An 11,667-nucleotide genomic window follows, 5' to 3' on the forward strand; every position below is an offset into this window, starting at 1 on the left:
ATGCGTCCGCTCAGCGGGAAGGGATGCTCGGTCACGAAGCGCCCGATTCCCGTCAGGACGGCCGCAATCCCGTTGATGTTGGCGGTGATCGCATCGAAGATCAGGTGCCGCAGCCGGGAGAGAAGCGCCAACGCCGCGACCGCGAACGCGTTGAAAACCGCGCCGGCTAAAACCGAAACGACGATCACCGTCCCGGTGCCGCGCTGCCGGCGTTTGACGACCCCGGTCAATCCGCCCACGTAGGCGCTGTTGGCCACCGTCATCAAGCCACCGAGACCGGCGATCAAAAACGCGATCAGCCCAGCGGCCACCGTCCCGGCGATCAGGACTCGGAAGCGGTAGCGGTAAGCCAGCAACCCCATCGGTACAGTGCCCAGCAACGACAGCGCACCGGCGAACGGGACGACGATGGAAATGATCGCGGTGGCCGCGCACAGTGCGGCCATCACCGAAGACTGCGCGAGTTCGCCGGGACGCAGCGATCGGGAACCAGGGGTCCCCGACGCAGGGCGAGTCGCGTTCATTTCATCAATTCTGCCAGCTGTCAGGGGTGTTCCCCGTTAGCAAACTTTCGCGGTTTATTTGAGTTAACGGCCGAAATGGGCCGGTAAGTGGTCTAGATAGCCTAGCTATGCAACTATATATGCATGACGCCAACCGTAACCGCCGAGCGTGGCGCGGCCGAGGGGGCTATCGCCGGACTGGGCGCGGATCTGCTCGCCGTGGTCGCCCGGCTCAATCGCTATGCCACGCAACGCATTCAGATGCAATTGCCGGCCGCACAAGCCCGCCTGCTGTCCACCGTCGACGCCCACGGCGAGGCGCGAATCTGCGACCTGGCCGCGGTGGATCACTGCTCCCAGCCGACGATGACCACGCAGGTCCGACGGCTCGAAGACGCCGGCCTGGTCACCCGGACCGTCGACCCCGGTGATGCCCGGGCCGTCCGCATCCGGATCACGGCCAAGGGTTTACAGACCCTTAACCGGGTCCGGGCCGATCGCGCCAGCGCGATCGAGCCACAGCTGGCCTGCCTGAATGATGCGGATCGACAGACCTTGGCAGACGCGGTGACCGTGCTCCGCCGCCTGCTCGAGGATGCGGCAGCCGTCCCGCGACCGGGTGCATCGCGCTAGCGCTGCCCCGCCGGTCTCTGGCCGGCGCCGACGACCTACGGTCGGGGGCGGGATAATGGACTCTCGACACAAGACCGTGGGCGGCGAAGGGGGTAGCTGTGTCGACGGCAACGTTCGGCTCTCCCTTGATCGTCTGGCTCGGCCCGCGTAGGTACAGCTTCCCCACCGGCCGCGATGTGACCGTCGGGCTCGACAGCAGCGCCGACATCCGCCTCGACGCCGCGGGCCCGTCAGCGACCCCGCCGCTGGTGGTGCTGCATTACAACGGCGACCAGTGGATCGCCGTTGATCGCGGCGAGGCCGGGATTTTCGTCGACGGCGTAAGGATGTCGACCGTCTTCATCCACGACGGTCGAGCGATCACCCTCGGTGATCCGCAATACGGGCCGCGACTGGTGTTCCAGCTCGCGGCCCCGCCTCCGCCGCCACCGCACGCCCCGCGGCCCCCGATGCGGCCCGCAGCTCCACCGCCACGCCCGCCGCGGCCGGTGCCCTACAACCGGCCGCCGGTTCCGCCACCACTGCTACCTCCGCCGCCTCCGCCGCCGCCGAGGCCGATGCCGGGCCCCGCCCCGTGGTCAGCACCTCCGCCGCCGCCCCCGCCGATGCCTGCGCCACCGCCGCCTCACGCGCAGGCACCACCGCCGCCTCCACCACCGCCGCCGCCACCGCCACCGCCGCCACCGCCCCCGCCCCCGCCGCAGCAGCCTCAGCCGGGACTGCCGGCCGCCTTCCCTCCGCCCCCGCCGGAGCGGACGCCGGTCACCGCGCGGCTCACCGGCGCGATGCAAAAGCTGCTGCCGCGACGGCCCCAGCCCCGGCCGCACGAGGCCGCACAGACCACTCAGCTGGCGCAGCCGGCCGAAGAGAAGATCGACTCGCCGTCGCCGGAACGGGTGAGCATCACCGGTCCGCTGCAGGCGCGTCGGGTGCGGCTGAGCGTCGACGGCGAGCAGGCGCTGGCAGATCTGTCCTTCACCGCATCGCCGGGGACGGTGACCGCAGTCGTCGGGCTTTCGGAAGCGAGCACATCTGCTCTGGTCGACGTACTGGGCGGCGTGCTCCAGCCAAGCGGCGGCACAGTCGATTTCGACGGTCACGACGTCGCCGCAGATGACGTGCGGCCACATGTCGGACTGGTGCCCCATCACGATCTGCTGCATCCGCACCTGACCCTCGAGCAGGCGCTGCGCTATGCCGCCGAATTGCGTTTGCCGCCAAGCACTTCCGCTGAACGCCGGCGCGAGGCGGTGGATTCCGTGCTCGAGAAGATGGAGCTGAGCTCGCTACGCACCGTCAAGGCGGGCAAGCTGACCGTTGAACAACGCAAGCGCGCATCGCTGGCGGTGGAATTGCTGACCGAACCATCTCTGCTGGTCTTCGACGAGCCGGCTGCCGACCTCGATTCCGCAGCGGAACAACAGCTGTCGGAAACGCTTCGGCGACTCGCTGACGAGGGGCGTGTGGTCGTGGTTGCGACCACCGCGCCCACCAACCTCGACGCGTGCGACCGGGTGCTGGTGCTGACGCCGACGGGCATTCCGGTGTTCGCCGGGGCACCCTCACAGATCGGCGCGCAGCTGGGCTCGACCGACTGGGCGGTAATCCTCAAGCGTGTCCGCGCGGATCCGTACGGCGCACACGACGCGTACCTGGCCCGCCAACAAGATGCACCGGCCGCGGACCCGGAGCCATTAGAGAGCGTCGAGCACCCCGCTCAGCCGCCGCTTCCAAGCCTGTTGCGCCAGAGCATTATTGCCGTCCGCCGGCAGGCCTGGTTGATGGTGGCTGATCAGCGCTACTTCATCTTCCTGACCATCCTGCCGTTGCTCATCGGCGCGATCTCGCTGCTGGTGCCCGGGGACGCCGGTCTGGGCCCGGCGAGTCAGTACGGCAACAGCCCCGACCAGGCCGTCGAGATCCTCGCGGTGCTCGCCGTCGGCGCCGCCTTGATGGGCACGGCACTGGGTATCCGCGACCTTTTCGGCGAACGGCGCATCTTCCGGCGTGAACAAGCGCACGGTTTCTCTGCATCGGCACTCCTGGCCGGCAAGGTCATCGTCTACAGCCTCACCGCCATCGTCCAGACCGCCGTCATCACCATTGTCGCGACCGTCGGCACAGCAGCCCCCACCGACGGCGGCGCACTGCTCGGCCACGGCAAGCTCGGGGCCAGCGTCGAGTTGTTCATCGCGCTGGCCGTCACCGCCATCGCCTCGGCCATGATCGCGCTTGGCCTCTCATTACTTGCGACGTACTCGGAGCAGATCCTGCTGATAGCCGTGCTGATCGTGCTGATCTCGATTGTCTTCGCCGGGGCGCTCTTCCCGATATCCGGCAGGTTTCCGCTGGAGCAGATCGCCGGGCTGGTGCCATCTCGATGGGGTTTCGCCGCCTCGGCTGCCACCGTCGACCTTCACACGGTCAATCCTCTTGCCGAGGCCGACGACTCATGGAAGCACTCATCGCGCCAGTGGCTGCTCGACATGGGCGTTCTGGTCGGATTCGGCTTTGCTGCCACCGCCGCGCTGCGCTGGCGACTGAGACGGCCGTCGCGCCGGCATCAACTACCGTTGATCTCCGACCACAATGCTCTATAGCAATGCGACGCGGCGCTGTGCGGCGCGAAAGCCGTCACCGGCCCTCGATGTTCAGCCATTTGCTCGATGATCGACAACGCTGGAATCGCGGTCGTCAGAATTCCAGCTCGTTCGCTGGACAGGTGTTGCACCAGATCGCAGTGCAATCGCTTGCGCCGGTCCACCATTGAGAAGAACGCGCGCACCTGGGGCTGGCGACCGTCGAAATCGCTGATGAAGCTTGTCAATTGATCGAAGGTGCGAACCGACAACGTCGCCGGGATCATCGGCACCAGCAGGGTATCGACGGCATGCAGGACGTTTTCCGACAACAACGAAATGCTGGGCGGACAGTCGAGGAAGACGACGTCGTACCGGGCTTCCATCGGTCGCAACAGCTGGCGGATCCGTCGCGTCGGCCGCTTCATGTCGTCGAGCTGCACATCCATATTGCGGTAGCTGAAATCGGCCGGCAGCAAATCAAGTCCGTCGAAATCGGTCGCCTTGATCGCATCATCGAGGGTTCGCGAGCCGTCGACCAGCGCCCGGCCACCGCCCTTGACTTTGGGCCGAACCCGGAACATGTATGTCGCCGCGCCCTGCGGGTCGAGGTCCCACAGCAAGACGTTGTAACCGCTCTGCGCCGCAAGGTGCGCCAGGTTTACCGCGGTTGATGTCTTGCCGACGCCGCCTTTGATGTTGTACGCCGCGTAGATCTTCATCAGCGCACGAGTGCTTTCACCAGGGCCCGGTTTTCGTCGGCGAGAAACGGTTGCAGCCGGCCGGCCAGCGCGGCCCGCGCGTTCAGCTGATGGATATCGAGTTGGGCGGCCATCTCCCCCATCGCCAGCACCGTCTCCGGCGGTGCCGCCCCCTGCTCCATCATCGCCGCGGCGAAGTCGCGGACGGCTTCGCGCTGTACCTCGCCGTCTTGAAAATCGCCGAGGGTGTCCTGCAATGACTTGAGCTCTTTGACCAGCCGGCGGTGGGCCGTTTTGGCGCACACCGGCCGGAACACCTCAAGCAGGTAGCGCAGCTCCTTGCACCGCTTGCGCAGTGCATGCACGTCGTCGCTCGTCGATTCCTCGGTGATTCGTTTACCGCGCCGCGCCGCGTTCTGATAGGCCCGCGTGATTCGCTGGCGCGCCAACATCGCGACCGTCGGACCGCCCTTGGCGGCCGCGCTCACCTGGGCCAGCGCGTCGCGCCAATCGGTCATCAGCTGCTCGAAACGCCGTGATCGCAGCCCGCGCACCAGCCGCCGCCGCTCGGCAGCGCGGTGCCGCGCCAGAAACGACCGGAACGGGTCGAGGTCGTGTGGAGCTGCCGACGTCAGTCGAGCAGCCATGGTGTCGAACTCGAGCAAGTACACATCGAGATCGCGGACCGGCGTCGTCAGATCGCCCAGCCATTTGAATTCCGGCTGGAACCGCTCGGCCAGGTTCGCGGGCAGTACATCGCCCGCGAGCTTGAGAATCGAACGGGTCCGACGCACCGCAACCCGTAGATCGTGCAGGAATTCGGTGTCGATCGACGCAATGGTGTCCGGCACATTCTCCTCGATGGCCGCCGCAAACCCGGCCAGCATCTCCGCAACCGCCACCGCCGCGGGCGTTTCGGCCCGCAACTGCGGCGTGCCGCCGTCTCCGTTGACGGGGCTGCGGCTCGCGTGGATCAAAGCGAGGTCGTACGGCGTAGTCGTCACCGCGGTGAGTCCGTCGACACGGGCCAGCAGTTTCGCGATCCGATCACCGGCGGCGTCATAGCCGCGCAGCGGCTGGATCCGCAGCTGGCTGGTGCCGTCGTCGACGCTTTCGGTCACTAGCCGGGCAACGGTCTTGTCGTCGGCATTGAGCACGCGGCTTTCCTGGGCGGCGCAGCGCACGGTGACAACTGGGACCAGCGCACGCGGGCCAATGACCGATGCAAGCGAGTCGCGGAGCAGTCCGGCCGGCAGGTCGTGCACCTGGGCGGGCCATTTCAGCCCGGCCAGCGGGGCCTGCAACCTGGATCCATCGGGCAACTGCAGGATCAGCGGCCCACCATCGACGTACTCCAGGGAAATCCTCGCGGAGTGCAGCCGCCAATCAAAGGTATCCAGCCAGGTGCGTGAGACCGTCTGCTCCGGTCCGGCGGCAACGGCGAACCTGGGCTGCAAGGCCGCAGCGACGACCTCCATCTCAACCGCGCCCTCTTTGCTGAAAGCGCGGGTAGTCCTTTCCATGTCACACCTTCCGTTGGCCACATACCTGCGGCCGCGGAGGAGACTATAGACACCTTTGGTTAACGGAACGTTCAACTTGGTGCCGCGCCGTCCAAGTGTCGGCTGACCTGCTGGAGCTTCCCGTCGGCAGCGGATCCTGATCGGTTACCGTCGGGTATGACCACTACTGCGGAACACTTGCGCAACTCTCTGGACGGACGTTGGCGCGATGTGAAGAACCAGATGCGTGAGCGGCTGACCGACCAGATCTTCCGCCCGCACTACACACCGAACACGGTGATCGCCCGCACCAAGGTGGCCGAGCAGTTGAGCATCATGGCCGCTGCGGGCGCAGCCGACGACGGCTTCCGCAAAGAACACGGCGGCAACGGCAACGTCGGAGCCGCGGTCACGATGATCGAGATGCTCGCGATGTCGGATCTGTCCCTGATGGTCAAGGCGGGCGTGCAGTGGGGCCTGTTCGGCGGCGCCGTGGAGAACCTGGGCACCGAACGCCACCACGAGGCGTACGTGAAGAAGATCATCAACCTCGAACTGCGCGGCTGTTTCGCGATGACCGAGACCGGACACGGCAGCGACGTTCAGGCGCTTGAGACGACGGCGACCTACGACGCCGCCACCGAGGAGTTCGTGATCCACTCGGAAACTCCGAATGCTCGAAAGGATTACATCGGCGGCGCCGCCGAAACGGCAACCATCGCAGCGGTATTCGCGCAACTCATCACCACCGAGAACGGCGAACAGGTCAACCACGGGGTGCATTGCGTACTGGTGCCGATCCGCGACGCCGAGGGTAATGACCTACCCGGCGTCACGACATCGGACTGTCAGTACAAGGGCGGGCTGCCGGGCGTCGACAACGGCCGCATCGTGTTCGACCACGTCCGAGTCCCGCGGGTGAACCTGCTGAACAAGTACGGCGACGTGGAGGCTGACGGCAGCTACAACTCACCGATTGAGAACCCCAACCGGCGGTTCTTCACGATGATCGGCACGCTGATCCGCGGACGGATCACGGTCGGCGGCAGCGCGGGCGCCGCGGCGCGGGTGGCTCTGGACATTGCGACCCGGTATGCCTTGCAGCGCAGGCAATTCAGCGCACCCGACGAAGACGGCGAAGTGCTGATCATGGATTACCTGGTGCATCAGCGCCGGTTGTTCCCGCTGATCGCCAAGTCGTACGCGCTGCAGTTCGCGCAGAACGAGCTGGTGGCCAAGTGCCACGATCTGCAAACGTCCGACTCGCCCGACGCCGAGGAGCAACGCGAGTTGGAATCCAGGGCGGCCGGTCTAAAGGCGTTGAACACCTGGCACGCTTCTACTTCCATCCAAGAGGCCCGCGAAGCATGCGGTGGCGCCGGCTACATGGCGGACAACCGGCTGATCGCGCTGCGTGCCGACACCGACGTCTTCACCACCTTCGAGGGTGACAACCACGTGTTGACCCAGCTGGTGGCCAAGGAACTGCTGACCGCCTACGCCGACGACATCAAGGGCATGAGCCCGGTGGAGTGGGTTCGCTTCGCGGCCAACTTCGCCGGCGAGCGTGTGCTGAAACGCACTGCCGCCGAAACGATTATGCAGACCATCATCGACGCGCGACAAGACAACGAAGAAGAAGGCAGCCTGTTCAACCGCGGCACCCAGGTCCAGATGTTCGAGGACCGCGAGGAATACATCATTGCGTCCGTGGCGCGCCGGCTGCAGGCCAAGTCGAAGGAGATGTCGGCATTCGATGCGTTCAACTCCGTGCAGGATCACGTGCTGCACGCCGCGCAAGCGCACATCGACCGGGTGGTGTTGGAGGCGTTCGTCGCCGGAATCGACTCGTGTGAAGACGACGAAGCCCGCGAGGTGCTCGGGCTGGTCTGCGACCTCTACGCACTCACCGTGATCGAAGACGACAAGGCGTGGTATGTCGAACATCGTTTTTTGTCCACCGAGCGCGCCAAGGCGGTCACCCGCGCCATCAACGACCGGTGCCGGCTGCTACGCCCCTATGCGCAAACCCTGGTCGACGGGTTCGGCATCCCCGAGCCGCTGCGCTACGCCGAGATGCTGCACCCGGAGAACCTGCCCCAGCCGGCTACTGATTCTGATTCGGCACTGCACCACGGGTGACGAGCTTCCCGAGGCAAGGACTCACGTCGAGTGCCGATCGTTAAAATCAGCGCAAGTCGGGCGCGGACCTCCACCTACTGCGGGTTCACCGGGTTGCCGGCACAGCCGCACGATAGGCTTGACCATCTTGACGAGGATTAGCGACGGAGGGTTAGTCAGATGAATCCCAACCCGGACTACGACGCCAGCGACGAGCTGGAATACGGCATCGCGGGATTCGCATGGCTGCTGAGGGGCGTCTATCCGCCGCCGTCGTACGCACCCGATTTGGGTAACGCCAGCACCGGCGGATAGTTCACATTCGCTGAGTCACTGCGGTGGCGGCACGTAGCCGCCGGCCGAGTTGCGCAACTGCCACAGCTGGGCCGGGCAGTAGATGTTCACCGCGTTCGAGATCAGATAATTGGCCGAGTACTCGTCGTTGGGCCGCACATCGTTTTTCACATCGCCGATGACCTGAGCGTAGCTGGCGCCGCCGGTGATCTTGTCGCAAATGCCGTGGGCATAGCTGATGGCGTCTGCTGTGTTCGCGAAACTGTATTGTTTGCGCACGGTGGTGTCGTAGATGAACTCGATATCGGGGGCCGGAACGGCGTGCGCCAGAGGCGTTGCGCCGCCGGTCAATGCCGCGGCGACAATGCCGGCCGCGCGCCACATGCCGCGGTTCATCGATGTCCTTTTCATGCCGGTTGCCCGTACACGGCGACAAGGACGCTGCGGTCGAAACTGTTCTCTGACCACACGCCGATCTGAGTGTTGGCGCAATTCGACATGATCGCCATGTAGTCGGGGCGGTAGTACCAATTGCCCATGACATCAAGGTCATTGATGGTCAACGACTGGTTGATCGCCACGGTCTCGGCGACGGTGCCGTTGTAGCCGGCGCCGCGGGCACGGTCGGCCACCGACGACCCGTCGGACCCGATGTCAGCGTCGAGCTCGCGATTATTGAGCACATCGACCGTGTGGCGCTGCGCGGCGGCCTGTAGCTGCGGGTTGATCTTCAGGTTCGTTTTGCAGCCGGCCTGTCTCTTGATCGTGTCGACGTTGACCACGATGCCGTTGTTGAGCCGATCGTTGTTACCGGGAACCCCGGGAGCGGCCGATGCAACGGCGATCACGCTCGGAACAACGAGCCCGGCGCCCACCGCCGAGAGTATCGAGATGATCTGTGCATGTTGGCGAATGCTCTTGTCGGTCATCTCATCTCATCTCTTCGCAGCACTAGCGGATGTTCGCGGCGAGGTCGGCGGACATTGCACCGAGCTGTTGCCCCCAGGTCGGCCAGTCATTGCCCCCGCCACGGCCCAGGTCGAAGTGGGCGTTCTTGCCGCCGACATCTCGATAATGGGAGTAGAACTGCGCGTTGGTCCCTTGCGAGATATCGCCGTAGCCGGCCATCGCACCCTGGTCGGTCGGCGCACCACTGCCCGGGCTGTAAATCCACAGCCGCGCATCGTTATCCACCAGTTGCTGGATGTTCTGGTTGGGCGAATGCCACTTCCAGCGACCCAGCTGGGGCAGGCCCCACATGTGATCGCTGTCGGCTCCGCCCTGCCTGAGCGCCGCGGTGATCGCCCCGTCCACGCCAGCGCGCTCGGGGGTGAGGAATCCCGACAGCGACCCGGCATAGCGGAATCGATCAGGATGGAACGTGACGAGCGCTGCCGCCGCGTAACCGCCTTGGGAGACACCGACAACGCCATGTCCGCCCGGCGCCAAGCCCTTGTTGGCGGCCAGCCAATCCGGCAACTCGCTAGACAGGAATGTCTCCCACTGTTTGCTGCCGTCCTGCTCCCAGTTGGTGTACATGCTGTAGGCGCCACCTGCCGGTGCGACTACCGAAATGCCTTTGCCAGCAAGGGCGTTGATTCCGTCGCCCGCAGTCACCCAGTTGCTCACATCCGCTGCCGCGTTGAACCCGTCCAACAGATATGCAGCGTGCGGTCCACCGGCCAGGAAGGCCACCGGAATGTCACGGCCCATCGACGGTGACGGCACCAACAGGCTCTCGAAACCGGCCGCCTTCGCGGTGCCCGTGGAGGCTGAGATTACCTCTGCTGCGAGGCATCCGACTGCCAGCGCGATAGCGGCAAGCCGCCGGAAAGTCATCGACACACTTGTCATCCTTGCCTCACTTGTCCATCGCTCACACGGGGTCGAACTGCGAGATGAGCCACCGGCCGTCGACCTTCTCGAGATTGACGCGCACACTCGACGTGCTCTGCGTCGGCGCATCGTTGCCGATGGTGGTGGTCTGGTCGACGAAAACCAGTACCACCGCGTGCTTTCCGGTCGCCGATACCGAGGCCGCCGCAGGCACGGTGGCCACCGCCGTAATGTGCTGCTGTTTGGCTCCGGGCGCGACGACGTCGTTGACAAGCTGCGTGTATTGCTGACGGAACGGCTCGGCGAGACGGTCGGCGGCCGCCTTCAAGTCGCGGTCTACGGTTTCGGGCTTGTACGACAGGATCGCAATGGTGCTGTCGCTGGCGGCTCGGATCGACTGCTCTGCCGCCGCCCGGGATTCACGCGCCGTGCCGTCGAGCCACTTCAGGTAACCGACACCAAGGGCGAGAATCAACGCCAGTACCGGCAGTCCCGTGACCAGCAGACGTGTCCAGGAGAACCGGCTGCTTCGCTCGACCGTCGCTTCAGCGATGTCGTCCTCGCCGTCTACGTCTTCGAGGTCGAGCAGATCCGCCTCATCCGCCGCCTCCGCCTCATCGGCCAGGTCATCGGGCTCGGCCGGGTCGTCGAGCGACGACTCCTCGGCGACTGGGTCGGTGTCATCGGACATCGCGGAGTCCCCCTCCTGCGCTGCTAACGCGGTTCGGCTACTCACGGTACGAACTCCACATTCGACACCTTGGCGCCATCCCCTGTCTTGTCAACGGTGAGACGCATCCGCCATCGGCGCGGCTCCTGGTCTGGCGGGGCCCCGGCCATTGACGTCTTCACCGCTACCGCGACAAGCACTTGCGCCTGGTCCTTCGCATACGACAGCAGACCCGCTTCGGAGATGCTGCCCTCCGATTTGGACTGCACTTTCTTGACGACTTCGACGAATGGTTGGGAGCGGTTTTGGAACTCGTCGTGGAAGGCGCCGGTCGCCGAATCCAGGACCCGCTTGATGTCGGCATCGACCTCGGTGTAGTTGATCGTGGTCAAGTTGATCGCGGTCTGCCGCGCGACTTGCACATACAAGTTGCGCTGCGCCTGCACCTGATTGTCTTGGTGGACGCGGAATCCGAGCCAGCCGCCCAGGCCGAGCAAAGCCACGACGATGGCGGCACCGACGGCGATCGGTCTGGGAATGCTCGAAACCCATTTCGGCACCCGCCTTTTAGTGTCGTTGCCGGCGTCATCTTCTTCGGCGTCGATGTCCTCGGCGTCGATATCCTCGGCGTCGATGTCCACAGCCGTGCTTTCGACGTCGACCTGCTCTGTGCCGGCTACTGATTCGGCTTTTTCGGCGGTACCATCATGCTCTGCCATGTCTTACCTTTCGAAGTAAAGGCCAGGTCGGACTCGCTGTAGCCGCGGCCGTCCGGCCCCACATAATTTCCGGTCGCCGGGTCGTAGGGAATGGCGAGCGCCGGCTTGG

At 65.2% G+C, this 11,667-nt stretch carries 10 protein-coding genes and 2 pseudogenes; 4 read left to right on the forward strand and 8 right to left on the reverse strand.

Translation table 11 applies throughout. From position 1 onward, the window contains the following. A pseudogene (locus VGH54_RS06440) lies at nt 1–524 on the reverse strand (cobalt ABC transporter ATP-binding protein); the annotation flags it as partial. Nucleotides 525–647: 123 nt separating this feature from the next. Between VGH54_RS06440 and VGH54_RS06445 the strand changes: the two are divergent. Both VGH54_RS06445 and VGH54_RS06450 read left to right on the forward strand, forming a co-directional pair. Then, entirely contained in the window at nt 648–1,136 is a 489-nt protein-coding gene (locus VGH54_RS06445; RefSeq protein ID WP_331511107.1) for a MarR family winged helix-turn-helix transcriptional regulator, read from the forward strand. A gap of 98 nt (nt 1,137–1,234) precedes the next feature. Next, nucleotides 1,235–3,736, forward strand: coding sequence for an ATP-binding cassette domain-containing protein (locus tag VGH54_RS06450; RefSeq protein ID WP_331511108.1), 2,502 nt, complete (start codon nt 1,235–1,237; stop codon nt 3,734–3,736). On the opposite strand, the gene VGH54_RS06455 is transcribed toward VGH54_RS06450, so the two are convergent. After that, entirely contained in the window at nt 3,700–4,437 is a 738-nt protein-coding gene (locus VGH54_RS06455) for a ParA family protein (RefSeq protein WP_331511109.1), read from the reverse strand. The genes VGH54_RS06450 and VGH54_RS06455 overlap by 37 nt on opposite strands. After that, nucleotides 4,437–5,939 carry a CHAD domain-containing protein gene (locus VGH54_RS06460; protein ID WP_331511111.1) on the reverse strand — a complete coding sequence of 501 codons (1,503 nt, stop codon included), beginning with the start codon at nt 5,937–5,939 and terminating at the stop codon, nt 4,437–4,439. The genes VGH54_RS06455 and VGH54_RS06460 overlap by 1 nt, the downstream gene beginning before the upstream one ends. A 156-nt stretch (nt 5,940–6,095) precedes the next feature. Between VGH54_RS06460 and VGH54_RS06465 the strand changes: the two genes are divergently transcribed. Together VGH54_RS06465 and VGH54_RS06470 are read left to right on the forward strand one after the other, a co-directional pair. Beyond that, nucleotides 6,096–8,060 carry an acyl-CoA dehydrogenase gene (locus tag VGH54_RS06465; RefSeq protein WP_331511112.1) on the forward strand — a complete coding sequence of 655 codons (1,965 nt, stop codon included), beginning with the start codon at nt 6,096–6,098 and terminating at the stop codon, nt 8,058–8,060. A 159-nt stretch (nt 8,061–8,219) separates the two neighbouring features. After that, nucleotides 8,220–8,354, forward strand: a pseudogene (locus tag VGH54_RS06470) (hypothetical protein); the annotation flags it as partial. A gap of 15 nt (nt 8,355–8,369) precedes the next feature. Here VGH54_RS06470 and VGH54_RS06475 read toward each other — a convergent pair. Genes VGH54_RS06475 through VGH54_RS06495 form a run of 5 tightly spaced genes read right to left on the reverse strand, consistent with a single transcriptional unit; the run spans nt 8,370 to nt 11,558 of the window. Continuing rightward, nucleotides 8,370–8,729: a DUF732 domain-containing protein gene (locus tag VGH54_RS06475; protein ID WP_331511114.1), complete on the reverse strand. Its 360-nt coding sequence runs from the start codon at nt 8,727–8,729 to the stop codon at nt 8,370–8,372. 11 nt (nt 8,730–8,740) lie between these two features. Further along, nucleotides 8,741–9,262, reverse strand: coding sequence for a CAP domain-containing protein (locus VGH54_RS06480; RefSeq protein ID WP_331511115.1), 522 nt, complete (start codon nt 9,260–9,262; stop codon nt 8,741–8,743). A 22-nt stretch (nt 9,263–9,284) separates the two neighbouring features. Then, nucleotides 9,285–10,187: an alpha/beta hydrolase family protein gene (locus tag VGH54_RS06485; RefSeq protein WP_331511116.1), complete on the reverse strand. Its 903-nt coding sequence runs from the start codon at nt 10,185–10,187 to the stop codon at nt 9,285–9,287. A gap of 22 nt (nt 10,188–10,209) precedes the next feature. Further along, nucleotides 10,210–10,905 carry a hypothetical protein gene (locus VGH54_RS06490; protein WP_331511117.1) on the reverse strand — a complete coding sequence of 232 codons (696 nt, stop codon included), beginning with the start codon at nt 10,903–10,905 and terminating at the stop codon, nt 10,210–10,212. Then, complete coding sequence (locus VGH54_RS06495) at nt 10,902–11,558, reverse strand: Mce protein (RefSeq protein WP_331511118.1); 657 nt, start codon at nt 11,556–11,558, stop codon at nt 10,902–10,904. Before VGH54_RS06495 ends, VGH54_RS06490 begins: the two co-directional genes overlap by 4 nt. Nucleotides 11,559–11,667 lie beyond the last annotated feature (109 nt).

Origin of the sequence: Mycobacterium sp., from assembly GCF_036488105.1 — a bacterium.
Lineage (GTDB): Bacteria > Actinomycetota > Actinomycetes > Mycobacteriales > Mycobacteriaceae > Mycobacterium.

Excerpts from the sequence above, each read along its gene's own strand:
- VGH54_RS06460 (WP_331511111.1), bottom strand. The coding sequence starts at position 5,939 with ATGGAAAGGACTACCCGCGCTTTCAGCAAAGAGGGCGCGGTTGAGATG.
- VGH54_RS06455 (WP_331511109.1), bottom strand. The coding sequence starts at position 4,437 with ATGAAGATCTACGCGGCGTACAACATCAAAGGCGGCGTCGGCAAGACA.
- VGH54_RS06485 (WP_331511116.1), bottom strand. The coding sequence starts at position 10,187 with ATGACAAGTGTGTCGATGACTTTCCGGCGGCTTGCCGCTATCGCGCTG.
- VGH54_RS06445 (WP_331511107.1), top strand. The coding sequence starts at position 648 with ATGACGCCAACCGTAACCGCCGAGCGTGGCGCGGCCGAGGGGGCTATC.
- VGH54_RS06475 (WP_331511114.1), bottom strand. The coding sequence starts at position 8,729 with ATGAACCGCGGCATGTGGCGCGCGGCCGGCATTGTCGCCGCGGCATTG.
- VGH54_RS06495 (WP_331511118.1), bottom strand. The coding sequence starts at position 11,558 with ATGGCAGAGCATGATGGTACCGCCGAAAAAGCCGAATCAGTAGCCGGC.
- VGH54_RS06465 (WP_331511112.1), top strand. The coding sequence starts at position 6,096 with ATGACCACTACTGCGGAACACTTGCGCAACTCTCTGGACGGACGTTGG.
- VGH54_RS06480 (WP_331511115.1), bottom strand. The coding sequence starts at position 9,262 with ATGACCGACAAGAGCATTCGCCAACATGCACAGATCATCTCGATACTC.